Origin of the sequence: Rhodococcus chondri (genome assembly GCF_036327435.1) — a bacterium.
GTDB lineage: Bacteria > Actinomycetota > Actinomycetes > Mycobacteriales > Mycobacteriaceae > Rhodococcus > Rhodococcus chondri.
Genome location: NZ_JAUZMZ010000026.1, coordinates 1 through 24,358 on the forward strand (window position 1 = coordinate 1; position 24,358 = coordinate 24,358).

Below are 24,358 nucleotides of genomic sequence, written 5' to 3' on the forward strand. Positions count from 1 at the left end.
TGCTCTTTCGTCGAGTCGAGTTGGTAGCTCTCTCGAAGAATCACGCGGTGACCGTCTTTCGTCCGGTTACGACACGCCGGTCAGCTCATTGAGCTCCGGCTTCTACACCACTCTGATGGACGCAACCCTCCGGTATCTGGGTTTAGCGACCAAGCAAAACCTGATATCTCGGAGACCTCGTGCCCAGCGTAGCGGTACCGAGGCGAGCGGACCTGACCGACGCACAATGGGCGCAGTTGGCTCCGCTACTGCCTCGTGTGACGAAGATCGGCCGTCCACCGAAGTGGACGAAACGTCAGCTCATCGACGGCATCCGGTGGCGTATCCGTGTCGGGGCTCCGTGGCGGGACGTTCCGGACCGGTACGGACCCTGGCAAACCGTGTACGGGCTGTTCCGTCGCCGGCAACGCGACGGGGTGTGGGCGCAGGTCCTGACCGGGTTGCAGACGGTGGCCGATGCGTCCGGCGGGATCGTCTGGGACGTCAGCGTCGATTCGACGATCATGCGGGCGCATCAGCACGCCGCCGGGGCCCGCCACCACGGGAATGAGCAGGTCGAACCGCCCGGCGGTATCGAGACCGAACCGGCCGATCACGCGTTGGGGCGTTCCCGGGGTGGATGGACGACGAAGCTGCATCTGGCGTGCGAGCAGCATCGACGACCGCTCGCGCTGGTGCTCACCGCTGGTCAGCACGGTGACCGTCCGCAGTTCGCCGCGGTTCTGGACGCGATCCGAGTACCGCGATCCGGTGTGGGTCGGGCACGCTCGCGACCGGATCGGGTGCTGGCGGACAAGGCCTACAGTTCCCGAGCGAACCGGTCCTATCTGCGCCGTCGTGGGATCAGGGCCACCATCGCGATCCCGTCCGACCAGCTCTCCCACCGCCGCAACCGAGGCTCCGGCGGTGGACGTCCGCCGGCATTCGACCGAGACCTCCACCGGCAACGACATGCGGTCGAGGCGTGTCAAGCACAATGCACTCATAACTTTGCTTTGGCTGCGTGATCGTCGCGATCGGTGGGAGGCAGGTCGGGGTGCCAGCGGCGTCGGGTGTGATAGCCGGGAGGTAGTCGGCGCAGTTCGCGGAGTCGTTCCCGCTCGGTAGGATCGGCGGTGATGATCCATCGCCGGGTGCCGGGTTGCTGATGGGCGGTAACCCAGCCGCGACGGATCCAGTTGTAGACGGTGACCGGCGGCATGGCCAGTTCCCGGGCCAGATCGGACATCCACCACGTGTGCCGTCCGGGCGGTGGGGGTGTCGGGGTGCGGTGTCCGGGTTGGCCGGTGGTGGCACGGAGCCTCTGAACGAGATCCCGGATCGATTGGGACCCAAACACTTCGAATCTCTTGGGTGGATGAAATCCCTCGGCGTCGAGGTGTTCGGCGATCCGGGCGGCGGGCAGACCCGCGTCGTCGAGTTCCAGCACACGCGCGGCCAGCTGCGGGTAGTACGACAGTTGTTCCAGACGCGCGACCGGCCGGACCAGCTGCCCACCGGTGCGGTGCCCGCCAGCCCAACCGATCTCGACGGTGACCTGCTCGCTGTCACCGATCACGGACCCGGTCCCGGTGTCGATCACCGTGCGCAGCAGCTGTTTGCGATCGGCGTTGGTCGTGGTGGCGGCGTGCCAGAGGGCGGGGACGTCGGCGGCGAGAACCCGGATCCGGTCGCGGTCGGCAGGGGACAGGACCGGCGGCGAAGACGCCAGGAACCGGTCGTGGTCTTCGCGTAATCGTTCCAGCTCGACCAGTGCCTGCTCCCAGTCACGTTCCAACGTTCTCACAACCAAACGGTTTTCCGGTTCGGCCAGCCGATAGCAGCGACACGCACGGTCGGCGGCGTGGGTGGCGCGTTCGAGCCGCTGCTGCCACAGTGCCTCGAGCCGTGCGCGTTCGGCCTCGATCGCCGTCGCCGCCTCCAGTGATACCTCCAACGCTGCCGGAGCCAGCATCTCGAGCAGTGCCGCGCTGACATGGGTATCCACACAAGCTCCGGACAGGTGCTGGCAGCGGGGCAGGCCGTAGTCGGATCGGGCGCGGGAGCAGCCGTAGGAGTATCCGTTTACGGCACCGTCGGGGCGGTGGGTGTAGTGCACGGCCATCTTCCTTCCGCACCGACCACACCGCAGCAGCCCGGCCAGCAACGCCGGACCCTCACGCACCGCGCCGGGCGTGCCGGCCGTGGCCCGATTGGCTTGCAGCCGTGCCAGATTGGCCCGCCAGCGATCCTCGTCGATGTAGGCGGGCAACCGGCCCGGCAACACCACCTTCCACTGCTCCATCGGCACGGTCACCTTCCCCGTCGAGGTTCTGCCCGCGATCCTGCGGCGCGGATCGATCGCACGACGCCCGTGCATATAGATCCCGGCATAGATCGGATTGTGCACGATGTTCTGCAATGTCATCCGGTTCGGACGCCGCCACTCCAGCTCCCCGGCGTCCGGGCCTTCCCGCAACCGGACCCCGATCTTCGATACCGTGCTCGACCAGATACGCCAGCACCGCATTCAGCGTCCCCAACTCGTCGAACAGGTCGAAGATCAACGCCACCACGGCGCGGACCTGCTCGTCGGGATCCTTGACCACCTCCCCCGAGGGCCGCAGCACATATCCGGTCGGGACCGCGAAGAACAACTCCCCACGGCGGGCCTTGGCCAGGCGCCCCGACGCCATCCGCTGCCCGATCAGGTGCAGTTCCGCCTCCGACATGGTGCCCTTCAGCCCCAGCAACAGCCGATCGTTGTACTGGCCCGGATCGTAGACCCCATCGCTGTCAGCCAACAGTGTTCCCGCCAGTGCGCACAACTCCATCAGCTGATACCAATCCCGGCCGGACCGGGCCAGCCGCGACACCTCCGCCCCCAGCACGATTCCCACATGCCCCAAACCGACCTCGCTCACCAACTCGGCGAAACCCGGGCGCCCCTCCGCGGTGGCTCCCGACATCCCCAGATCGGCGTCGATCACCTTCACCCGTTCCCGGGTCCATCCCAGCGCGATCGCGCGGTCTACCAGCCCGTACTGCACCCGCAGCGACTCGGTGTGCGGGGCCACCTGCCGCATCGTCGATTGCCGTACGTAGATCACCGCCAGCCGATCGGTGTGCTCCGCCTCCACCTTGCCCGGCCACGGCCGCCCCTGCTCCGTCATCGGCCGCACCTTTCTCATCCGCCCGCGCCAGGCATCGGCGGATCATCGCGGTCAGCGCCCGCACCGCCGCAACCCGGCTCGGCACAGGCAGGTCTACCCACTCGACCCGCTCCGGCCTCGTCATCGCCGGCCTCCGCACCTGCAGTTCCCTCGGCCTGCTGCCGCCTCAGTCGCTCCACCACGACCACCAGCCGCAGCAATCCCTCGAGTCCAATCATCACCCCTCCAGCCCTTCGGCTACAGATGCATCATGGACCGAACTTTGAGCAGCAGTCGTTCCGGATGTCGAAAACCGATCTGCGAGCTCGACCGATGTTCCATCGCACCCGCGGTGCGATCGAGGCGCACCTGACCATCGTGTTCGCCGCGCTGGCCGTCGCCCGTGAGGTTCAGGACCACGCCGGGCTGGCGATCGGCAATGTCGTCAAGCAGCTCCGGCCCTTGCGGACCTCCACGATCGTCATCAACGAGGCCACCGAGTCGTTCCCGCCGCAGATCCCGGCCGCTCAACGGAAAATTCTCGTGGATCTCGGCTTCGCGGGGTACTAAAAATGTCCTAAGTCGGGTCGTACTGCTCGACGTTCCCGGCGGTTGGCGCGTTTTTTGATCCGCTTGACTTCTCCGGGCTTCCAGTTGGTGGCCCGGCGGCTCACGCGGGTGAAGGCGTCTCGTTCGTCTCCGCCGACGGTCTTGCGCTTCATGGCTGATCCTGCCGTTCGCTGTGTTGTTGTAATGACACAAATTTCACAGCGAGCGACGGGGGTGTTCCAGTTCCGCAGCTGGGTGCACGGGTCAGGCGGCAGGTTGGCGCCGGATGAAATCCGCCATGCCCGGCACGGTGAACGCGATCCGACCGTGCTCGGGCGCCCAAATCAGGCCCTTCTTGATCGCGGTTTCACGGACGTCGCTGACACCGCTGACGGTCACCCCCATCAGCTCGGCCACCTTGCCCGACCGAGGTGCATCTTCACCGGTGGCGGCGAGGGCCGTCAGGTAGCGACGTTCCCTCTCCGTCGCCCGATTCCACCGCGAAGGAAAGAAACCTTCATCGAGGTGGCGCCGCCCTACCTCGACGGCAAGTTCTGCGTCTTCTGTTTGGAAGGGTGCCTCCGGTGCGAGGTTCCAGATGGCCTTGCCATACTCCTGTAGGAAGTACGGGTAGCCGCCGCTGGCAGTGACGAGCACTTCGAGCGCCTCGTCGGTGAAGTCACCTCCGTGGTGACGAACCGGGATCCTCAGCGCATCGGCAGCGGCGCCTCTGTCGAGGGGACCGACAGTGCTGTAGAGGAACTGGCGTTCCGCGTAGGATCGGTTCTCGGCCAGGATGGCAGGCAGGTTGGGAAGACCGGCGCCAATGAGGAAAAACGGCCATTCGCGTTGGCTAGCCCGGTGCTGGACGGTCAAGAGCGCCGAGAGCAGGTCAGCGTCGAGGTCCTGCATTTCGTCGATGAACAGGCCGAAGGCGCTGCCCCGCGGTTTGAGTGCGGCGGTGATCGCTTCGACGAGTTCCTCGATGTCGAGGTCGATGTCCCCACTCGAGGCAGCGGGTTGAGAGGTGCCGACGTTGACTGTGGCCGGCCCGAGGCCGATTTCAAGGGAGAATCCACGGGCCAGCTCGATCAGGGGGTCGATGAGCTTCTGGATCTTGTGCTTGCGGCTGTACCGGCGCAAGCCAACAGTCAGTTCCTGGCCCAGCTTGGCGCGCACAGCGGCGGTACCGGCAGCGTTGGGTCGCGCTTCGATACCGATGGTCAGCCAACCCTCCCGGTCAGCGTGTTCGGCGAGAGTATTCAACAAGGTCGTCTTACCGACTCCACGCAGGCCGGACAGGACCATACCCCGGTCGTAGTTGCGTCGCTTACTTCGAGCGACGAGCAAGTCGAACGCCTCGATCTGTTTGTCCCGGCCTTCCAGCGCGGGAGGACGCAACCCTGATCCGGGCTTGAAAGGGTTCAGTTCCAGATCCATATGGAACAGTATAGGCAACTATGGAAGATTTCCCATAACTTCCCATATGACCCCCGAAGTTCCCCGATTTGCAGCTCTACATCATCTCGGCGCGCTCCTGGCTGCACTCCTGGATGGCGCGGATCGCCTCACGGATCTGCGGGATCTCGCACAGCAGCATGTCGAGGTCGTCAAAGAGCCTCGGAGAATGCCGTCAGTTCGGAATCGTCGCAGGCGTCGAGGAACTCGGGCAGCTTCTCGGCGGCCTGGGACACCTCGGGCAGCTTGCGGCCCATCTCGTTGATCAGCCGCAGGGTGTCGGTGAACCGGATGAAGTCGTCGGTACGAGCGAGGGTTTACGCCCATGACTGTCCTCCATCGGGGGCCATCGAACCGGTCGGTTGTGCGCCGAACGCCCCGAACGGATCGTCCACGTTGACGTCGACGCTGGTGTCGCGTTCGTGGTGGGGATCGGTGTTCGGCCAGTCGGTCGGATCGTCGCCTTCCGACGCCGCAGGAACGTCCCCGTCGGCGCCGGAGGGGACCTGCGGGGTGGGAGTTGGGCCGCCGGTGTCCGGCGCTTCTGCGAGTTCGGTGCTCGGGGCAGACTCCGCGGCCGGCGGTGCGGGCGCGCGGCCGGCAGCTTCCGCGATTACCGACTCGACGATTTCCTGCACGGCCTCGCTGTCGGGCTGCTCTCCGCTGTCCGCGGCGGCGATGACGCGGTTCTCGATCTGGGTGAGCATCGTGACGTCGTCGACACCGTTCTCTCTGGCGGCCCGCAGCGCCTTCTCTGCGACGTCCAGCTCGGTCGCATCTACGCCGGTGCGGGAGGAGACTTCGTGGAGGAACAGGGCAGTGCGGGCCATGCGGTAGATATGCGCGCGGCCGTACGGTTTGCCGGTGCGTGGGTTGATCAGGCCGCCGTCCTTGAACTCGCCGAGGATCAGGTCCTGCGGGTTGTCGTAGCCGAGAGGCTCCCACGCCCGACGGCGGAAGATCTGTTGCATCGCGTCCTCGAAGCGGACAGCTGCCTCGGCGACTTCGCGGACGAGTTCGCGCGCTTCCTCTTCGGTGCAGGGGCCGGCGTTCGGGTCGACAACGTCGTGGTCGTCGAAGGTGTCGATGGCGCTGCTCACGAGCGGTCTCCCTTGGTGATCCGATGGTTTCCGCGCACGGTAACGAGGTAGTTCTCCATGTAGGGCGGGGAGATACTTAGAAAATACTTACTTGATACTTTTAGGATAGTTGCTACTGTATGTTCATGACCGCAACCGAGAACGCTCTCGTCGTATTCACCGCCAAGAGCCCCGAGACAATCGTCCTTGAAGGCGGCTCCCAGGCATGGAAGCTCGACCCCGCTCGCGCCAAGAAGTGCGAGTGGCTCGTATGCACCCAGAACGCCCACAATCCTGAGCCGTACGCCGACGGCAACGAACCCCACGGCAGCGCATTCCTCGTCGGACGTATCTCTCGTATCAGCCCGGCTGACAACGATGAGGGCCGCTGGAAGATCGAGTTCAACCAGTACGCCCGCATCAGCCAGCCCAATGTGTGGACCGGCGACCGTAACCCGGTCCGTTACACCAACCTCGACGCTCTTGGCATCAACCTTGTCGGTGCTCAGTTCCAGGAGATGAGCAGTGTCGTCTCTACTCCGAAACCTGCCCAGACAACGGAATCAGCCGGCCTCACCATTGCTCAGGCAAAGGCAGGGCTGGCGAAGACGTACGGCGTCGATGTCGGGTCCATTGAGATCGTGATCCGCGGATAGCCCAGCACAGTCCGGTGGACCGTTTGAGCATCCGCCAAACACGTGAGCCCGATCGTCAGCAAATACGCCTGTGGCCCCGAAGTTTTCCTTCGGGGCCACAGGAGTTCTCTTCTGTCAGGCAACGGTGTAGCGGGCCGCCCGGATCGGCGGCGGAGTGTCACCGTACGACCGGGATAGCATCTCGTGCCGCCACGACGTATCCGCCGGAATGTAGACACCGTTGGCGCGGGAGTGATGGGCCGGGATCCCCAGGGTGTCCGCGAGGCGGGCCCGCTCGGCGAACGGGATGGTGCCGTCCTTCGCGCGCCGTGCCTTCGGGATGGTGATGCGCATCCCGCCGTCCTTGTCCCGCAGCACCGAGTAGTGCGTGCGGGTGCGGGCGAACAGTGCGGCTCGGATCCGGTACTGCACATCTGCAATGTCGTGGAGGTCGGTGGGGCGGTCGGAGTTGGCGCCACCCTTCCCTTCCCGTTCGAACGTCGTCGGCCATGCGACCGCCCGGCCCTCGTTGTCCTTCGGCGGCTTCACCGACGGAGTGTTGATCGGCTCGCCCCGACGCTGCTTCTCGAACAGTCCCTCCTTGTGGGTGTCCTGCCGCTGGGCACGCAGATTCTGGATACGCGAGTAGTTCATCCGCTCGAGCGGGGCGCGCGGCGCGTCGTAGGCGGTGTCCGACGTGCGCTCGCGACGCACCTCCGCCATCGACACCCCGGGCCGCAGCGCGGTGTCACCGGTCGGCACGGCCCCGTACGCGTCACCGAGGCTGTGCAGCGCCTTCCCGATGTGCTCGCAGCGACCACCGCTGCTGAACTTTCCGCAGGTGCAGCGCATCCCGTTACCACCGGCCTGCGGGAACGGGGACACGACATCTACACCGGACTCGTCACGCCACACGGTGGCCTGACCGGAAACGGTGGCCTCGGGGTACCGGAAGCTCACCGATGGGACGGCGGCCCGGCCGGCAGCGACCTGGTCGCGGACATCACGCGGCGGCGGGACATTCGCGATGCCACCGCCGTGGAGCTTGAACTGACGCTGCGACATCAGGTTCACCCGCTGCATCGGCGGCGCCGGCGGTTCCAGACCGGCCTCACTCACGTGCCGCGCGGGCCTGGGCGCGCCACTGAGCCTGCTGCGCGCGATCGGACATGCTGTTGTCGGCGGCCGCCGAACCCGGGACAGGGCAGGTGTGTGAGGACGTCATCGACGCCCAGCGCCCGCAGGTCGGGCACTTGCGCTGCTCCTGCGCGGCCTGCGCGTCGGCAGCGCTTTCCCAGTGGTACACGTCGTTGGTCTTGCCGTTGCCGCGGCGCATGACGGTGTTGGAGATCGCGCGTCCGACCTCATCGGAGGCGAGGATCTGCGCGGCCTCTTCCTTGGACACGCGGTACGGGTACGTCTTTCCGGGCGAGACCTGCCCGTCCTTGCGGGGCCGCGGCGCGGTCGTGACCATCATCAGGCCGGATTCCTCGTTGTACGCGACCTCCTGCACCCACGACGACACCCCACCGGTGCGGGCCGCCATCTGCTGCTGCAGCTCGGCGTCACTGTTGGCGACGGCCTTCAGCCGCGCGTTCGCTTCGGCGACCGTGGTGATCGGCTGCCCGCCCGCGAAGCTGTCGCGGTCCTGCTCGAGGAGCCGGCGCGCTTCATCGCCGCCGACCTCGACACCGTCGCGGCGCAGATAGACCGGATCCTGCCCCGAGTCGAGAACCTGCTGCACCGACGCGGCCTTGAGGGCGTTGGTGGCGGCCTGGTGCTCGGCCTGCAGTTCCTTCCGGCGGGCAGCGAGGTCACCGTTCGGGCAGGCGGGCTGCTCGTGACCGAACTGACCGCACTGCTCGCAGTGCACGTTCGGGTTGTCGGACTGCGGGTAGACACGACGGTGCTCGGGGCGGATCGTCGGGCGGCTCGGCTATTTCGCCAGGTGCGCGAGGCGCCGCTCTTCCATTTCCGCGAGGGCATCCCGGGCTCGCTTGGACTGTCCGATGTCGGCCTGTCCCTGCGTGGACAGGCCTGCGACTGCGAGATCGTCGCGCCACGAATCCTTCAACGAGATACCGACGCTGCCGCGGCCGGTTCCAGGGCGCGCCATGATCGAATCCCACTCGGCCTGCACTTCGCTGATGCTGCGGCCGGTGTGCCGAGCGTTGATCTCGAAGTACATGGCCTTCGCGGACTGGATGCGCGGCACCATGGTCCCGAGGTACTGGATCGCCTGCAGTTGGTTGCCGGCGTTCTTCTGTGCGTCCGTCAGCGGCGTCTTGTTGCCGAAGCGGTCGGTGTACATCCCGGTCTTGAGCCGGTCGAGTTCGGTGTCGAGGCGGGTGATCACTCCGGGCTGATCCCAGCTCTGCCGGTACTTCTCCCGATCCGAGATCGACGGATCGTTCTCGATCTGCTGGCGCAGGCCTTCGACGAACGCGATCTGCTGTTCGGTAGTCATCGGTGGGGCACCGTCGAAGTGGTGCTGCCGCTCGTGAATGGCGGACTGCAATTCGCGATCGTGCAGTGAGCCCAGCCCCTGTGCCTTGCTAATTTCCTTCGCGAGGCGGATTGCGGTCGACCTCGCCTTGTTCTCTCTGCAAACCATGCTTCTACCGGCGGCGGCTTCCTGGCCGCGCCGACTCCTTCCTCGCTGGGGTGTGTGGCAGATCCGATTGCTGTCCATCCTGGCGTCATGCACCGACAGCACCAGCCGTAGAGGTCGAATCACGGCGTCTCGCAGCGACAATGACCTCGGCGGACAGTGGTCAGTTCAGGTTGATGCCCCGGAAGATCGGGTCGGGCTGCTCGGCCGGCAACACCGACATCGTCAGCCAGCCGGCCTTCTGCAGGGACTCCAGATAGGCGGCACTGTCGCCGAGGTCGAGGACGACCAGGTTCGGGTCCCCCGGCACGACCACGCCGTCGCGGGTCATCTCCGACAGCGGGATCGGTGTGTTCGAGTAGGGGTCGTAGTCACCGGTGTTGAGGACCAGCGACACCCGCGCGGACCACACACCTGCCATCCGGGTGCGCAGGTTGTCTTCCTCGTCGACGAACGGGATTTCCTCGAGGACGCCCACCTGGTAGGGGCCGTCGGGGTCCGCGGCCTTGGTCAGCTGCTGCTGTTCCTGGTCGTCGAGGTGGTCCCAGCTGCCGTCCCGGTGGGCGAGGTCGTTGATCTGCTGCTGCAGGGCCAGCCGAAGCTGGTCGGGGTGGGCGTGCCGGAGTCGGGCCAGGGCCAGCCATGCCTCGTCGATCGCGGTGTCGTCGTTCGACGATTCGAGATCACGGTGGGCGGCGAGTTTCTCGGCGTAGTCACCGCCGATGATGGCCGCTATCGCATCTTCGGGGGTGTCGGCGTAGACGCGGCGCTTGTCGGGCAGCGACACGTCGTAGATGTAGGGGCGGCGGTGGCCGATCAACGGCAGGACGCGGCCATGGGCGGCACCGATCTCGGTGTGCTCACCGTCGGTGACGACGATCGGTGGAGCGATCTGGGCGGGGTCGAGACGGGTGGCGTCTTCGATGCTGATCGGGTGACGCACGGTCGGTTCGGTCACGGAGGGCCTCACATTCTGCGGGAAGCATCAGGTGCCCGGCATCATGCGCGGCAGCTTCTCCAGCAGAGGGTATGTGGTGCAGTTCCACGAACTGGGACCAGCGGAGTCACGAACTCGAAAGGGTTCGTGACCCCGTGGTCGTTCCGAGAATCGGCACGAGCGTTGTTACGCAACGCCGAGAATGTGTCCGGTCCGGGAAAACATGGCATCAGCCGCTGCTTGATCGGCGTCACCTGCTTGATCGGCGTTACCTGGCTGCGCGAGACCCGACATCAAACGCTGAAGTGTCGGCTGCCAGTGCCGGCTCCGATCAGGAAAACACGTGGTCAACACCTCGACCATCACTGCTGGAGCGATCGAGGCCCCGGGCGAGGCACCGAGCAGACCCGCAATAGTGCCTTCGGCGCCGGTGACGACCTCGGTGCCGAAGGTCAACACCCCGATCTTGCGGGGATGAGGCTTGATCAATTGCGCCCGTTGACCGGCATCGATCAACGACCAATCGCCGTCACGGGCAGCGGGGTGGAATCGGCGCAGTTGCTTCAGCTTCCGACGCCGGGAGGCCAGGAGCTGCCCGACNAGGNAACGGACCAGCCCCATGTTCTGGATGCCGACCGCGATCAGAGGAGCAAGGTTGCCGAGTCGGATGGTGGTGAACAGATCAGTGAGTCGCCCATGTCGAAGCAGGCGTGTGCTGAATGTGGCGTAAGGGCCGAACATCAGCGAGTCGTGTCCGTCGATCACCCGTTTGTCCAGGTGCGGCACCGACATCGGCGGGGCACCGACGTCGGCCTGGCTGTAGACCTTCACCTCGTGACGGGATGCTAGGTCCGGGTTGTCGGTGCGCAGGAACTGGGCACCGATGGGAAATACGGCGTAGCCGCGCACTTCCGGGATGCGTGCTTTCTGGAGAAGCGTGAGCGCGTGTCCGCCGGCGCCGACGAACACGAACCGCGAGCGCACCGAGAACCCGCCGGTGCCGGCCCGTCCCGCCACTGTCCAGGAGCCGTCCGGTGTGCGGCGCAGCCGGGTCACTTCGTGCCCGGTCCGCACTTCGGCGCCCCGATCGCGCATACCGCGAATCAGGTCACGGGTGAGGGCACCGAAGTCCACGTCGGTGCCGGCCTCGTGGCGGGTCGCGGCGATCGGACCGGGATCGTCGCGCCCGTCCATCACCAGCGGCGCCCACCGGGCAATCACTTCGGGGTCCTCGCTGTACTGCATGGCCGAGAACAGCGGTGAGCGCTGCAAGGTCTCGTAGCGGCGGCGCAGGTAGGCGACATCGCGGGCGCCGAACACCACATTCATGTGCGGTGTCGGATTCACGAACGAGGCGCTCAGATCCCCTGCTTCGACGAGTGTCGCCCAGAACTGGCGGGAGAGCCGGAACTGCCGGCCGATTTCCTCGGCCCGGGACGGGTCGGTGGGATCTGGCATGTAGTTCAGCTCGCACAGTCCGGCGTGGCCGGTGCCCGCGTTGTTCCACGGCGCGCTGCTCTCCTGGGCCAGGTCGTCGAGGCGCTCGAGGACGAGCACCGACCAGTCCGGCTCGAGCCTGGTGAGCAACGCCCCCAGCGTCGCCGACATGATGCCGCCGCCGATCAGTACAACGTCATAGCTGCGTCCGAACTGTGTTGCCCTACTGGCAGATCGACGGATAGTCACGGTCACACACCTGCTTTCGATTCATGGGTGCTTCCAGAGTGCGCGCATACAATCCATCCGTCCAATGAGACTTCATATGCATTACCATCCGAATATGGATTGGTCTTTGTCCGACGACACGGCATCGGTCGTCCCGCTCCTGGCTGCGTTCGACGCCGCAGCCAGAGAAGGTCACATCACCCACGCCGCCGACCGCCTGGGCGTGCCGCAGTCGTCGGTCAGCCGCCGCATCAAATCACTCGAACAGGTTCTGGGTGTACCGCTGTTCCAGCAGGTCGGGCGCGGCGTCGCGCTGACCACCGCCGGACGCGAACTCCACGAACGCACCGAATCGATCATTCGGGAACTCGACGAGGCGATCACGACCGTCCGCAGTCACGCCGACCCCGACAGTGGCGTAGTCCGCTTCGGATTCCCCCTCACCCTGGGGCCGGTCAGCGTCCCGTCCCTGCTCGCGGAGTTTCACCGCAGCGCTCCACGCATCCGCCTGCACCTGGTTCAAGCACACGGGCAGGCGCTCGCGCAGTTGGTGCGCGAAGGCCGACTCGATCTCGCCGTGATGATCCCGCCCCCGGACGACCTTCCCGCCACGATCCTGGGACACCAGCGACTCCTGCTCCACGTGGCGGACACTCACCGGCTCGCGCACCGTAAACGCGTCGACCTCGGTGAACTGTCCGACGAGCACTTCATTGCCAGTCCGCCCTCCTACCACATCCGCAAGGAACTCGAAAAGTGCTGCGCGGAAGCGGGGTTCGACCCGTATATCGCGTTCGAAATCAGCGAGTTCGACACGATACGGGCGCTGGTGGCGCAAGGACTCGGGATTGCGCTGCTGCCCACGTCCGAGACCGCGACAACCGGAGTGACCACGCTTCGTGTCACCGGTATCGCAGATCGGGCAATCGGCCTGGCGATCGGCACACGCCACCCGTCACCGGCGGTGAACCGACTACACACCCACATCACCGCGTGGACACACCGATTGAGCACCCCTTGAGACATCGAGTAGAGCTCCGACCCCGATCGACTGCGGATGCGTGACCGCCATCAAAGTTCTGGAAATTGCCGGGAATTGCTCTGGAACGAAGCCTCTGACTGCGCCCTTGACCAGGCATCACGAACCGTCGGTGTGGGCGGACAGCGCTCCCACGAACAGCCTTCATTCGGGGTGCGGCCTGCTTGACTTCTCGTACGCGAAGAACGCGGACTTCTCGTCGCCTCCCGTTTCCCGGAACTCGAGAATTCCTCGGATCAACTTCAAGCTGGCCTCGTTCTTCCAATCGATCGAGCAGCTCAGAACATCGACGCCAGCCAGGTCAGGGTGTTCAAGAACTGCGCGCACGAGCGTGGGTCCGTGCCTCTTACGTTGATGCTCCGGAGCGACGACGTACGTGAATCCCAGCGTCCGTGGCCCGATTTCCTCCCACATCATCGATCCATCGTTGTGTTCGGTCAGAGACCTCTCGACCATCACATCCCCGCCCATGAATGCCACCGGACGATTGGCGTCGTCGAACAGCACCCATCCGAGAGTCGTGCACCTGTGGGTGCGGCACTGGTAGTCGACGGCGCTGGTGCACGGACCGCTGATGCGCTCCAGGAAACTGTGGGCGTCGAACCCCTCCCCCATCCAGCCACGTGCATCCTCCGCGGAATACCAGCGCTCAACCTCCTGCTCGAGCGGGCCGGAATCGGGGTCTGTTCCGAGGTGTCGCAGAGTCACAGCCATCAACCGTACGGAGCGCCCCGACAAGCACGCGCACTGGTCAACGGCGTCTAGGAAGTTGCGACGTACCGAACCGCCGCCACTGTCAAACCACCGCACGGGAGCGGTGAGTTCGCTCGAGTGCGGTGGCGATCGCGTCGGAGACGAGTCCGGCGAAGGCGTTCGGGGTGACGTGGTCGACGACCGTGGTGTCCTCGGGGATGACCGAGGCTCGCTCGCGGTCACCGGTCAGCGCCCACACGACCTGGACGCCGTGGCGGCGTAGGTACCGCACGCGTTCATCAATGGCCGCGGCTTCATGGCTGGGGAGTCCACCGTCGGTGAGGACGACGAGGACGCGGGCCCCAAAGGCGGTGGTGAGATCGGCGCCGGCGGTGACCGCGGACATCGCCTCGGCGCACCCGGTTGAGGAGGAGCCACCAGGGACGACGGGTACCCGGTTCGCGCGGGTGCGAGGTCCGAGCAGCGCGGTGACGGTGCCACCGAAACCGGTGGCGGCTGCGGTGCCGCCGAGCTCTGCCGCAGCCTCCGCGAGGGACCAGATCACCGTCCCGGCCGCAGGGAGCCAGCGGTCCATCGATCCGGAGACATCGACGACGACTCCGACGTGCAGGGGCGGCTTCTCGGCAACCTTGCGCCGATTGCGGCCCCAGGGGGTCGCGGTGACGACCTGCCCGTTGGCGCGTTGCGCTGCGCGTTGGACGAGTCCGCTCGTACGGGCCTTGCCCGCCGGATAGGCCACGTGTTCGGTGACCCGGCGGGGCGCTTCGTACTGGGCGCGCGTCTGAGGCGACGCACGATCGCGGCCCGTTCGGCGATCTCCACGTCGGTGGGCGGCCGGTTCCGGATGCGGGTGAGGGCCTTCGCGTCGAACACCGCTCGGGCCGCGGCCGCGGCGAGGTCGCGTTGGGTGTTGTCGGCGCGCTTCTCGGGTGTCGGTTGGGGACCGAGCGCCTGGTGCAGTTCAAGCTCTGCCTCGGCGGAGGTCTCCGCAGCGAGGTCGCGCAGCAGATCTGTCCAGCCCGAGCCGATCCCGGTGCCGAGTTCGAGTCGGTCGCCGGCATCGCCGGGGCCTGCCCCACTTCCACTGTCGGGATCCGCATCCGGAAGCAGTTGGCACCACTGCTCGGACAACGCCAACAACTGCTCCTCGTCGCTGTCACGCAGAGCGAGGACCTGACGCCAGATCTGCGTGCACTCGGCGACGACGTCGACGCCGAACTTCTCCTCCACGAGCGGGCGAGTCCGCTCACCCGGAATCACGCCGGTCGGGGCCACCGAGTCGAGCGCGGCCACAGGAGTCCCCCGCTACCTCGCCGAGAAGCTCGAGGGGACCACGATCGTGGGCCGGACCTCCGAGCCCGACATCGAAGCCATCGCCGCTCTGCGACCCGACCTCATCATCGGCGCGCAGGTGCGCCACGAAGCGCTCTACCCCGCCCTTTCCGCCATCGCCCCGACCGTCTTCTCGGTGAACTCGGGTACCGACTGGGAGGAGCAGGCCCGCATCACTGCCCCGGCAGTGGATGAGAGCGACGAAATGGAAGCCCTGCTCACCGGAGTCGAGGAACGCGCCGCCGCAGTCGGCGAGGACATCGGAGCGGAGGGCCGAACCGCGTCGATGGTGCGCTTCCGGCCGGCCGACTTCCGCCTGTACGGCCCCGGCACGTTCTCGGGATCGATCCTCACTCAGGTCGGCTTCGACCTCGGTGAGCGTGACTGGAACGAGTACTCGATGCTCGAACTCAGCCCCGAGAACTACACCCGGATCGACGGAGAGGTCGTCTTCTTCACCAATCCCGCCGGCGACCCGAACGCTTCCACGATGGGCACTGTGACCGGCCTCTGGGGAACGCAGCCCGCGGTCCGAAGCGGGAACACCTTCGAGTTCGAGGACGAAACCTGGATGGTCGGTATCGGCGTGGTCGGTGCGAACATCATCCTCGACGACGTCGAGAAGGCTCTGGGCTGACGCTCACTCTCCCGCCACAGCACTCCGAGTGGGTGTCCCTTCCGATCCCTGTGGAGCGGAGGGACACCCACTCCGTCAGTCGAAGTTCGGATCCTCGTCGCGGCTGCGCTTGAGTTCGAAGAAGTGCGGGTAGCCGGCGAGCGCGACCACGCCGTCCCACACCCTGCCCGCCTCTTCCCCGCGCGGGATCTTCGACAGCACCGGGCCGAAGAACGCGACACCGTTGACGTGGATCGTGGGGGTTCCCACGTCGGGACCGACCGCGTCCATGCCGGCGGCGTGGCTCGCCCGCAACGCATCGTCGTAGGTGTCGGTATCGGCCGCCTCGGCGAGCGAGGCATCGAGATCGAGCTCGGCAAGCGATGCCGCTACGACCTGCGGAAGATCCTCGTTGCCCTCGTGGTGGATGCGGGTGCCCATCGCCGTGTAGAGCGGGGCGAGGATTTCGTCGCCGTACTTCTGTGCGGCGGCGATCGCGACCCGCACCGGGCCCCACGCGGTCTTCATCATCTCGGCGTAGTCCTCGGGCAGCTCCTTGCCCTCGTTGAGCACCGCGAGACTCATCACGTGGAAGCGGGCCTCGATGTCGCGGACCTGGGCCACCTCGAGGATCCACCGGGACGTGATCCAACACCACGGGCAGAGCGGATCGAACCAGAAATCAGCAGTGTCCTTGGCCTTCGGGTCGCTCACAAAGATCTCCTCAGCGCTCGTTATCGGGTTACGGAAGATGCAACTTCCCGCAGCGCGTCATTCTTCCCGAACGACGCCGACGGCGCGCTCCACGCCGTACCGTCGAGATCAGCCGTACCGCCGAGACCGACCGGCCAGGACCGACACTCGTGACACCGGAGGCAGTCCATGTCCAGCGAAGAAACGTTCGTCATCGTCGGCGGGGGTCTCGCCGGCGCCAAGATCGCCGAAGAACTGCGTGCCCGGGACTTTCCCGGGCACGTCGTGCTCTTCGGTGCCGAAGAGCATCTGCCGTACGAGCGGCCGCCGCTGTCGAAGGACTACTTCGCCGGGTCCAAACGACTGCTCGACTTCACCGTCCAACGCGGCGATTGGTATCGGGATCACCGCGTCGAATTGCGCCTCGGCACGACGATCACGGCGATCGATCCGGCCGCGCACACCGTGACGCTGCCCGACGGTTCCTCCCAGCACTACGACAAGCTCGCGCTCGCGACCGGCTCCACTCCCCGGACACTCCCGATTCCGGGCGCCGATGCTGCCGGTGTCCACGTACTGCGCACCGTCGAGAATTCCGATGCGCTGCTCGCCGCGATCCACGGCGACACCGACCACGCGGGGTGGCTGGCGATCATCGGGGCGGGATGGATCGGCATGGAGATCGCCGCGAATGCCCGCGGCCGCGGCGCGGGCGTGGTGATCGTCGAGTCCGCGAAGCAACCCCTTCTCGGTGCACTCGGTGAGGAAATGGGTGCGGTGTTCGCCGACCTGCACCGCGCGCACGGTGTCGACCTGAGGACGAACACCTCGGTGCGCGAGATCGTCACACACGACGGACGTGCCACCGGCATCCTGCTCGGGGACGGCACGACCGTACCCGCCGACGCCGTGCTCGTCGCAGTGGGCGCGCGGCCCAACATCGAGCTCGCCCGCGACGCAGGCCTGGCGGTCGACGACGGAGTACTCGTCGACGCGTCGATGGCGACGAGTGACCCGGACATCGTGGCCGTCGGTGATATCGCCGAGGCAGAACACCCGGTGCTGAAGCGCCACGTCCGGGTCGAGCACTGGGCCAACGCCCTCAACCAGCCGGCCACGGCCGCCGCGACGATGCTCGGCGTCGCCGCCACCTACGACCGGTTGCCGTACTTCTTCACCGACCAGTACGACCTCGGCATGGAATATGTCGGCCTGGCACCGCCGGATGCGCGGGTCGTCACACGCGGCGACGTCGCCGGACGGGAGTTCCTGGCGTTCTGGGTCGACAGCGACAGCCGGGTCCGGGCGGGGATGAACGTCAACATCTGGGACGCCGGTGACGACATCCGCGCGCTGATCTCCGCCGGGTCGGCGGTCGACGAGGCGCGGCTCGCCGACTCCGGTGTGCCGTTGTCCGACGTCGCGCCGTAAGTGGGTGCTGCTCATGATGGGATGGAGGGCGACCGGCATCCCGTCGTGAGCAAGGAGTTCTACTGTGGCACCACCGAATCTGACCCGCGAGCAGGCCGCGCAACGGGCTGCGGTCCTGACCGTCGACAACTACCGCATCGAACTGGACCTCACCGACGGGACGGGCGCACCGGGCACCACGACGTTCCGTTCGATCACCACGGTCAGGTTCGACGCCACCGAGGGCGCGTCGACCTTCATCGATCTGATCGCGAAGACCGTCCACTCGGCAACCCTGAACGGCGCACCGGTCGACGTGTCGGACTACACCGAAGACACGGGTATCGCGCTGACCGGACTGGCCGAGTCCAACGAACTCGTCGTCGACGCCGACTGCCTGTACACGAACACCGGTGAGGGTCTGCACCGGTTCGTCGACCCCACCGACAATGCCGTCTATCTGTATTCGCAGTTCGAGACCGCCGACGCGAAGCGGATGTTCGCATGCTTCGACCAGCCGGATCTCAAGGCCGGCTTCGACGTCTCGGTCACCGCACCGGCGGACTGGAAGGTGATCTCGAACGCCGAGACGGTCCAGACCACCGTCGCCGAGCCGGGACGGCACGTCTTCCGCACCACACCGCGGATGAGCACCTACCTGGTGGCGCTGATCGCGGGTCCGTACGCGCAATGGACCGACGAGTACACCGATGAGCACGGCACGATCCCGCTGGGCATCTTCTGCCGGGCGTCGCTGGCCGAGTTCATGGACTCCGAGCGGTTGTTCACCGAAACCAAGCAGGGATTCGGCTTCTATCACAGCAACTTCGGGGTGCCGTACGCGTTCGGCAAGTACGACCAGTTGTTCGTCCCGGAGTTCAATGCGGGCGCGATGGAGAACGCCGGAGCCGTGACGTTCCTCGAGGACTACGTCTTCCGGTCCAAGGTGACCCGGGCTTCGTACGAGCGCCGCGCCGAGACCATCCTGCACGAGATGGCACACATGTGGTTCGGCGACCTCGTCACCATGCGGTGGTGGGACGACCTGTGGCTCAACGAGTCGTTCGCGACGTTCGCGTCGGTACTGTGCCAGGCGTCGGCCACCGAATACACCAGCGCGTGGACGACATTCGCCAACGTCGAGAAGTCCTGGGCCTACCGGCAGGACCAGTTGCCGTCGACGCATCCCATCGCCGCGGACATTCCCGATCTCGCCGCGGTCGAGGTGAACTTCGACGGCATCACGTATGCGAAGGGGGCGTCGGTGCTCAAGCAGCTCGTCGCCTATGTCGGGCAGGAGCCGTTCCTGGCCGGTCTGCGCGACTACTTCCGCGACCATGCCTACGGCAACGCGACCTTCGACGATCTGCTGGCCGCGCTCGAGAAGGCATCGGGGCGCGACCTGTCGGGGTGGGGTTCGCAGTGGCTCAAGACCACCGGACTGAACATCCTCCGCCCGGATTTCGAAGTAGACGCCGACGGTCGATTCACCCGATTCACGGTCGTACAGGAGGGTGCGCTGCCGGGCGCCGGCGAGTTCCGTGTGCATCGCCTCGCGATCGGTGTCTACGACGACAACGGCAGCGGAAAGCTGGCGCGCACGCATCGCGTCGAGATCGATGTGGACGCGACCGGGCGCACCGAGGTGCCCGACCTGGTCGGGGTCCCGCGGGGCCGATTCGTGCTCGTCAACGACGACGACCTGACCTACTGTTCGGCGCGACTCGACGACGAATCCCTGGCCACGGTCATCGACCGGGTCGGCGATATCGCGGAGTCGCTGCCCCGCACTCTCGTGTGGTCGGCGGCGTGGGAGATGACCCGGCAGGCGGAGTTGAAGGCGCGCGACTTCGTGGCGCTCGTTCAACGCGGGATCGCCGCCGAAACGGAGGTCGGTGTGGTGCAACGCCTGCTGCTGCAGGCGCACACCGCAATCGCCAGCTACGCGGATCCGGCGTGGGCGGACCGGATCGGCTGGACCGATTTCGCGAACCGGCTGCTCGAACTGGCCCGCGAGGCCGAGCCGGGATCCGATCATCAGCTCGCGTTCGTCAATGCCCTGACCTCGGCACGGTTGTCGCCGTGGCACACCGAAATCCTCGTCGAACTCCTCGGGGCCGACGCCGCGAAGGTCGGTCTGCCCGGCCTGGTGGTCGACACGGACCTGCGGTGGCGGATCGTCCAGGCCCTCGCGGCAGCGGGTGAGGTCGACACGGAAGGCACCGAGTCGCCGTTCATCGATGCGGAGGCGCAGCGCGACCCGACCGCTGCGGGTGCCCGGCAGGCGGCAGCGGCTCGGGCGGCCCGGCCGCAGGCCGCGGTCAAGGAACAGGTGTGGGCATCGGTGATCGGTGACGACACGATCCCGAACATCATGGCCCGCTCGATCATCGCGGGCTTCGCTCCCGTCGGCCAGTCGGAATTGCTCGAGCCGTATGTGGGTCGGTACTTCGCGGACGTGCCCGGCGTGTGGGAGCGCCGATCGAGTGAGGTCGCGCAGACCGTCGTCGTGGGGTTGTACCCGTCGTGGTCGATCAGTGACGAGTCGGTCGCAGCGGCCGACGAGTTCCTCTCCGGCGATCATCCGCCGGCATTGCGCCGGCTGGTCACCGAGGGCAGGGCAGGGATCGTCCGATCGCTGAAGGCCCGCGCGTTCGACGCACCCTGATCCGGGACGCAGACCTCCCCGAACGCCGGTGGCCCGATGTCACCTTCGAATCGTTGAACGGATCGAAGGTGGCATCGGGCCACACAGCGGCGAAGCCGCAGCCGCACACAGCGGCGAACGCGCAGTCGTTACGGTGCGACGATCGCGTTGGCGACGACGCGGACGGCACTGATGATGCCGTCGAGAAGCTGTCCCTGGCCGAACGAGGCGACGGCGGCGGTGACGCCCAGTTGCGCGACGCGATCGGGAACCCGGCCGGCAACCTCGCGGCCGCTGCGAATCTCGATGGCGCGCTGGTTCGGATACACCGCGATGAGCACCGAATGGGCCGCATCCGGGGTCGTCGGGAATACCGCGTCGGTGGCGGTTACCGGGGATACCGCATCGCCGATGTACACGTTGAACCGCACCTTGGTGGCGCGGGTCGCGGCCGTGAGGGTGTCGTCGAGAGTGGCGAGGTCGCGATCCGTGAAGGGCACTCCGAGGAACGGGCGGCGCAGGCCACGCACCGCCGAGATACGACCGCTCGATGTCAATGCAGCGCCGTGCGGCAGCGTCTCCGGTGTCGACACCGGCCTATGAATCACATCACCACTTGCCACTTGCGGTCCCTCCGATCAGCTCCGCCGGCGCGCCGGCTACATGTCCGTGATGCCCGTGATGCCCACGGGCGATCGGCTCGTCCGTTGCGCTCCACAACACCGGCCCGTACTCCCACTTCCGATCGAGGGTGTACGGGTTTTCGGCCGGCACAGGCCCCGGATACTTGCTCCCGATGTACGACAGACCGCCGAAAATTACGGTGATCAGCAACGGGATGCCGACGAATATCAGGGTTGTCTCGAGAATGCTCACACGCAAACGTTAGCCCAGGTAGCTCCGCGAGGCCTCACATGCCCCGGAATCTCCCGGCACCGTTCAGGCTGCGCCCTCGTCCAGGTACGGAATCCAGGTCGGATGCAGTTCGTTGAGCGTCGCGAGGAGCCGCCAGTGCCTGCCCTTCGGAGGAGTCAGCACGGCACGCAGGGTCCAGCCCAGCTCGCTGAGGAGTTTGTCGGCTTTCTTGTGGTTGCACGCTGCGCAGCATGCGACGCAGTTCTCCCACGAATGGTCGCCGCCGCGGCTGCGCGGGACCACGTGGTCGATGGTTTCGGCCTTCGATCCGCAGTACGCGCAACGGTTGCCGTCGCGGTGCATGAGCGCTGCCCTCGTCATCGGGACCCGCGCGTGATAGGGCACCCGGACGTACGCACGCAGGCGGATCACCGACGGCAACTGCACCGACCAGCCCGCCGACCGCACCAGCGGAGCCAGCGGATCGTCGTGGACCGTGTCGGCCTTTCCGCCCGCCATGAGGACGACCGCCCGCCGCGCCGGCAGGGCGGTGAGCGGTTCGTAGGTGGCGTTGAGCAACAACACCCGGCGTTTGACCCACTCGGGTACGGCGATGTCGTCGCGCACAACGCGCAGAGTGCTGGCCCCCGGAGCCCCGATGGGGGCGACCGCGGGCGGGAGTTGTCGATGTGCCCTGTTGCCGTGCTTCATACGACCTCCGAAAGACTGGAAACAGTGGATCATGGATGGGCCGAAATCGCACCCGGAATCGGACGACCGATCGAGGTCGGACCGGTGAATTCGCGGTGTCTCGTCCCCGGTCCACCCGCCTGCCGTCCGAAGAGATTCGGTGGAGCGGGCACAATGGCGGGACGAGAGGGATGGTGAGCAGAACACATGAGTGACGGGCAGACCTTCTACGACGCGGTCGGCGGCGCCGAGACATTCCGCAGGATCACTGCGCGCTTCTACGAGGAGGTGGCCGTCGACGAGATCGTCCGGCCGCTGTACCCCGAGGAAGACCTCGGGCCGGCAGAGCGCCGCATGCGCATGTTCCTCGAGCAGTACTGGGGTGGCCCTCAGACGTACTCGGAAGAACGGGGGCATCCGCGACTGCGGATGCGGCATCACCCGTACCGGATCGGTCCCCTCGAGCGCGACGCGTGGCTGCGGTGCATGCACACCGCCATCGCGTCGATCGACGAGCAGACCCTCGACGCGGAACACCGGCGCCAGCTGCTCGACTACATGAACATGGCGGCGGACTCGATGATGAACTCACCGGTCTGACGGTCCGCGGCACGTACGACTCGTGGAGGGCGGAAACCTCTGACACGATGTGACTCGTGTCTCCCGCCGACAGTGCGCCGCCCGCCGCAGCCGAGTCCACGCGCAGCACCGAGTGGTGGCGCGATGCGGTCGTCTATCAAGTCTATCCGCGTTCGTTTGCCGATTCGAACGGCGATGGGGTCGGCGATCTCGAGGGAATCCGCGCCCGCCTGGGCTACCTCGAACTCCTCGGAGTCGATGCCATCTGGCTCAACCCCGTCATGCGCTCCCCGATGGTCGACCACGGGTACGACGTATCGGACCCGCGCGACGTCGACCCGCTGTTCGGAAACCTGGCCGACCTCGATGCCCTGATCGCCGAGGCGCACTCGCGGGACATCAGGGTGGTGATGGATCTGGTACCCAACCACACGAGCCGCGACCATCCGTGGTTCCACGAGGCGCTGGCCGCGGGTCCGGGCAGCCGAGCGCGGGCGCGCTACCACTTTCGCGACGGCCGCGGACCCGGCGGCGACGAGCCGCCCAACAACTGGCCGAGCATCTTCGGCGGTCCCGCCTGGAGCCGCATCACCGAACCGGACGGCCGCCCCGGTCAGTGGTATCTGCATGTGTTCTCCCCCGAACAGCCCGACCTGAATTGGGAAAACGACGAGGTGGCGGCCGATCTCGATCGGACGATGCGATTCTGGCTGGGTCGCGGTGTCGACGGTTTCCGGATCGACGTCGCACACGGGATGGCGAAACCGCTGGACCTGCCCGACCACGACCAGTGGGAGACGACGAAGCTGCTCGAGCACTACGACACCGATCCCCGGTTCAACAACCCCGCGGTGCACGACATCCACCGCAGGATCCGCAGGGTGCTCGACGAGAAACCCGGGACCGTGGCGATCGGTGAGATCTGGGTGGACGATCACGAGAAGTTCGCCGAATACCTTCGTCCGGACGAGCTGCATCTGGGTTTCGATTTCCATCTCACACTGGCGCCGTGGGATGCCGGGAAGATCCGTGAGGCGATAGAGCTGGGCTCGGCCGCGGTGGCACCGGTGTCGGCGACCACGACGTGGACTCTGTCGAACCACGATGTCGATCGCGAGGTGACCCGCTACGGCGGAGGCGAGATCGGCCTCGCCCGCGCCCGGGCGATGATCCTGGTGGTGTTCGCCCTGCCCGGCACGGTGTTCGTGTACAACGGCGCCGAGCTGGGCCTGCCGAACGTCGACCTGCCCGACGAGGCGCTGCAGGACCCGGTGTGGGAACGATCCGGCCACACCGAACGCGGACGGGACGGATGCCGCGTCCCGCTTCCGTGGGAGGGCAGTACTCCCCCGTTCGGGTTCACCTCGGCCGGTCAGGGCTGGTTGCCGCAGCCGCCGCAGTGGTCCGAACTGACCGTCGAGCGGCAACTCGAGGACACCGCATCGACGCTGTCGCTGTATCGCCTGGGCCTCGAGCTGCGCCGCGCCCGGCCGGAGTGCTCGGGCACCGAGATTGCGTGGTACGACAGCCCACCCGGCTGTCTGGCGTTCCGTCGCGGAGGCGGGCTCACATGTGCCCTCAACACGACCGACGAGGCGGTCGACCTGCCTCCGGGCACCGTGATCGTCGCGAGCGCGCCGGTCGTCGACGGTCGCCTGCCCGCCAACAGCGCGGCCTGGTTGGTCTGAGCATCCGCCGGACGAACACCGGCGACGAGG

Annotated in this window: 23 protein-coding genes and 2 pseudogenes; 9 read left to right on the top strand and 16 right to left on the bottom strand. The window is 66.5% G+C overall.

All coding sequences use genetic code 11. The features are described from left to right. The first annotated feature begins 179 nt into the window (after positions 1-179). Positions 180-1,007 (top strand): IS5 family transposase, encoded by an 828-nt coding sequence (locus tag Q8814_RS06875; RefSeq protein ID WP_330151275.1) that lies wholly within the window; start codon positions 180-182, stop codon positions 1,005-1,007. Here the strand turns inward: Q8814_RS06875 and Q8814_RS06880 are convergent. Next, positions 983-2,509 carry a recombinase zinc beta ribbon domain-containing protein gene (locus Q8814_RS06880; RefSeq protein WP_330151276.1) on the bottom strand — a complete coding sequence of 509 codons (1,527 nt, stop codon included), beginning with the start codon at positions 2,507-2,509 and terminating at the stop codon, positions 983-985. The genes Q8814_RS06875 and Q8814_RS06880 overlap by 25 nt on opposite strands. 139 nt (positions 2,510-2,648) lie before the next feature. Next, positions 2,649-3,170: pseudogene (locus tag Q8814_RS06885) on the bottom strand (recombinase family protein); the annotation flags it as partial. Between the two features lie 252 nt (positions 3,171-3,422). Here Q8814_RS06885 and Q8814_RS06890 point away from each other — a divergent pair. Next, positions 3,423-3,701, top strand: a pseudogene (locus Q8814_RS06890) (IS1634 family transposase); the annotation flags it as partial. Between the two features lie 243 nt (positions 3,702-3,944). Here the strand turns inward: Q8814_RS06890 and Q8814_RS06895 are convergent. Continuing rightward, on the bottom strand, positions 3,945-5,120 hold the full coding sequence (locus tag Q8814_RS06895) for an ATP-binding protein (RefSeq protein WP_330151277.1): 1,176 nt from the start codon (positions 5,118-5,120) through the stop codon (positions 3,945-3,947). 335 nt (positions 5,121-5,455) lie between these two features. Continuing rightward, positions 5,456-6,238 carry a hypothetical protein gene (locus Q8814_RS06900; RefSeq protein WP_330151278.1) on the bottom strand — a complete coding sequence of 261 codons (783 nt, stop codon included), beginning with the start codon at positions 6,236-6,238 and terminating at the stop codon, positions 5,456-5,458. Between the two features lie 125 nt (positions 6,239-6,363). Between Q8814_RS06900 and Q8814_RS06905 the strand changes: the two genes are divergently transcribed. Beyond that, positions 6,364-6,873 (top strand): hypothetical protein, encoded by a 510-nt coding sequence (locus Q8814_RS06905; protein ID WP_330151279.1) that lies wholly within the window; start codon positions 6,364-6,366, stop codon positions 6,871-6,873. 114 nt (positions 6,874-6,987) lie between these two features. Here the strand turns inward: Q8814_RS06905 and Q8814_RS06910 are convergent, their stop codons facing one another. From Q8814_RS06910 to mqo, 5 genes are all read right to left on the bottom strand, one after another. Then, positions 6,988-7,917 carry a hypothetical protein gene (locus tag Q8814_RS06910; protein WP_330151280.1) on the bottom strand — a complete coding sequence of 310 codons (930 nt, stop codon included), beginning with the start codon at positions 7,915-7,917 and terminating at the stop codon, positions 6,988-6,990. Positions 7,918-7,963: 46 nt separating this feature from the next. After that, positions 7,964-8,725 carry a hypothetical protein gene (locus tag Q8814_RS06915; protein ID WP_330151281.1) on the bottom strand — a complete coding sequence of 254 codons (762 nt, stop codon included), beginning with the start codon at positions 8,723-8,725 and terminating at the stop codon, positions 7,964-7,966. Positions 8,726-8,788: 63 nt separating this feature from the next. Continuing rightward, positions 8,789-9,319 (bottom strand): hypothetical protein, encoded by a 531-nt coding sequence (locus Q8814_RS06920; RefSeq protein ID WP_330151282.1) that lies wholly within the window; start codon positions 9,317-9,319, stop codon positions 8,789-8,791. 307 nt (positions 9,320-9,626) lie between these two features. Then, positions 9,627-10,421: a hypothetical protein gene (locus tag Q8814_RS06925; protein ID WP_330151283.1), complete on the bottom strand. Its 795-nt coding sequence runs from the start codon at positions 10,419-10,421 to the stop codon at positions 9,627-9,629. 165 nt (positions 10,422-10,586) lie between these two features. After that, complete coding sequence (mqo, locus tag Q8814_RS06930) at positions 10,587-12,092, bottom strand: malate dehydrogenase (quinone) (RefSeq protein ID WP_408015850.1); 1,506 nt, start codon at positions 12,090-12,092, stop codon at positions 10,587-10,589. Between the two features lie 88 nt (positions 12,093-12,180). Here mqo and Q8814_RS06935 point away from each other — a divergent pair, with 88 nt between their 5' ends. After that, positions 12,181-13,086 carry a LysR family transcriptional regulator gene (locus Q8814_RS06935; RefSeq protein ID WP_330151285.1) on the top strand — a complete coding sequence of 302 codons (906 nt, stop codon included), beginning with the start codon at positions 12,181-12,183 and terminating at the stop codon, positions 13,084-13,086. A 162-nt stretch (positions 13,087-13,248) separates the two neighbouring features. On the opposite strand, the gene Q8814_RS06940 is transcribed toward Q8814_RS06935, so the two are convergent. The 3 genes from Q8814_RS06940 to Q8814_RS06950 form a co-directional block, all read right to left on the bottom strand. Further along, a complete protein-coding gene (locus Q8814_RS06940; RefSeq protein WP_330151286.1) occupies positions 13,249-13,812 on the bottom strand; it encodes a GNAT family N-acetyltransferase in 564 nt (187 codons plus the stop codon). An 88-nt stretch (positions 13,813-13,900) separates the two neighbouring features. Beyond that, positions 13,901-14,392: a vWA domain-containing protein gene (locus Q8814_RS06945; RefSeq protein WP_330151287.1), complete on the bottom strand. Its 492-nt coding sequence runs from the start codon at positions 14,390-14,392 to the stop codon at positions 13,901-13,903. After that, positions 14,359-15,111, bottom strand: coding sequence for a hypothetical protein (locus Q8814_RS06950; RefSeq protein ID WP_330151288.1), 753 nt, complete (start codon positions 15,109-15,111; stop codon positions 14,359-14,361). Before Q8814_RS06950 ends, Q8814_RS06945 begins: the two co-directional genes overlap by 34 nt. Positions 15,112-15,157: 46 nt before the next feature. Here Q8814_RS06950 and Q8814_RS06955 point away from each other — a divergent pair, with 46 nt between their 5' ends. After that, entirely contained in the window at positions 15,158-15,787 is a 630-nt protein-coding gene (locus Q8814_RS06955; RefSeq protein ID WP_330151289.1) for an iron-siderophore ABC transporter substrate-binding protein, read from the top strand. A 75-nt stretch (positions 15,788-15,862) separates the two neighbouring features. Here Q8814_RS06955 and Q8814_RS06960 read toward each other — a convergent pair whose 3' ends face one another. Continuing rightward, positions 15,863-16,480, bottom strand: coding sequence for a mycothiol-dependent nitroreductase Rv2466c family protein (locus Q8814_RS06960; protein WP_330151290.1), 618 nt, complete (start codon positions 16,478-16,480; stop codon positions 15,863-15,865). 168 nt (positions 16,481-16,648) lie between these two features. Here Q8814_RS06960 and Q8814_RS06965 point away from each other — a divergent pair, with 168 nt between their 5' ends. Next, positions 16,649-17,890 (top strand): NAD(P)/FAD-dependent oxidoreductase, encoded by a 1,242-nt coding sequence (locus Q8814_RS06965; RefSeq protein ID WP_330151291.1) that lies wholly within the window; start codon positions 16,649-16,651, stop codon positions 17,888-17,890. Between the two features lie 64 nt (positions 17,891-17,954). Beyond that, positions 17,955-20,537: an aminopeptidase N gene (gene pepN / locus Q8814_RS06970; protein ID WP_330151292.1), complete on the top strand. Its 2,583-nt coding sequence runs from the start codon at positions 17,955-17,957 to the stop codon at positions 20,535-20,537. 128 nt (positions 20,538-20,665) lie between these two features. Here the strand turns inward: pepN and Q8814_RS06975 are convergent, their stop codons facing one another. The 3 genes from Q8814_RS06975 to Q8814_RS06985 form a co-directional block, all read right to left on the bottom strand. Further along, positions 20,666-21,139: a DUF5130 family protein gene (locus Q8814_RS06975; protein WP_330151293.1), complete on the bottom strand. Its 474-nt coding sequence runs from the start codon at positions 21,137-21,139 to the stop codon at positions 20,666-20,668. After that, positions 21,126-21,392: an aa3-type cytochrome oxidase subunit CtaJ gene (ctaJ, locus tag Q8814_RS06980; protein ID WP_330151294.1), complete on the bottom strand. Its 267-nt coding sequence runs from the start codon at positions 21,390-21,392 to the stop codon at positions 21,126-21,128. The genes Q8814_RS06975 and ctaJ overlap by 14 nt, the downstream gene beginning before the upstream one ends. Before the next feature lie 63 nt (positions 21,393-21,455). Beyond that, complete coding sequence (locus Q8814_RS06985; RefSeq protein ID WP_330151295.1) at positions 21,456-22,082, bottom strand: HNH endonuclease; 627 nt, start codon at positions 22,080-22,082, stop codon at positions 21,456-21,458. A 186-nt stretch (positions 22,083-22,268) separates the two neighbouring features. On the opposite strand from Q8814_RS06985, the gene Q8814_RS06990 reads away from it, so the two are divergent. Further along, positions 22,269-22,661, top strand: a complete 393-nt coding sequence (locus Q8814_RS06990; RefSeq protein WP_330151296.1) for a globin — start codon at positions 22,269-22,271, stop codon at positions 22,659-22,661. Between the two features lie 56 nt (positions 22,662-22,717). Next, complete coding sequence (locus Q8814_RS06995; RefSeq protein ID WP_330151297.1) at positions 22,718-24,328, top strand: glycoside hydrolase family 13 protein; 1,611 nt, start codon at positions 22,718-22,720, stop codon at positions 24,326-24,328. Positions 24,329-24,358 lie beyond the last annotated feature (30 nt).

Bases quoted from the DNA above. Each gene is read 5' to 3' on its own strand.
- Q8814_RS06880 (WP_330151276.1), bottom strand. From the start codon at position 2,509: ATGCGGTGCTGGCGTATCTGGTCGAGCACGGTATCGAAGATCGGGGTC.
- Q8814_RS06965 (WP_330151291.1), top strand. From the start codon at position 16,649: ATGTCCAGCGAAGAAACGTTCGTCATCGTCGGCGGGGGTCTCGCCGGC.
- Q8814_RS06985 (WP_330151295.1), bottom strand. From the start codon at position 22,082: ATGAAGCACGGCAACAGGGCACATCGACAACTCCCGCCCGCGGTCGCC.
- Q8814_RS06895 (WP_330151277.1), bottom strand. From the start codon at position 5,120: ATGGATCTGGAACTGAACCCTTTCAAGCCCGGATCAGGGTTGCGTCCT.
- Q8814_RS06935 (WP_330151285.1), top strand. From the start codon at position 12,181: ATGGATTGGTCTTTGTCCGACGACACGGCATCGGTCGTCCCGCTCCTG.
- Q8814_RS06905 (WP_330151279.1), top strand. From the start codon at position 6,364: ATGACCGCAACCGAGAACGCTCTCGTCGTATTCACCGCCAAGAGCCCC.
- Q8814_RS06920 (WP_330151282.1), bottom strand. From the start codon at position 9,319: ATGACTACCGAACAGCAGATCGCGTTCGTCGAAGGCCTGCGCCAGCAG.
- Q8814_RS06910 (WP_330151280.1), bottom strand. From the start codon at position 7,917: ATGTCGCAGCGTCAGTTCAAGCTCCACGGCGGTGGCATCGCGAATGTC.
- Q8814_RS06945 (WP_330151287.1), bottom strand. From the start codon at position 14,392: ATGGACCGCTGGCTCCCTGCGGCCGGGACGGTGATCTGGTCCCTCGCG.
- Q8814_RS06990 (WP_330151296.1), top strand. From the start codon at position 22,269: ATGAGTGACGGGCAGACCTTCTACGACGCGGTCGGCGGCGCCGAGACA.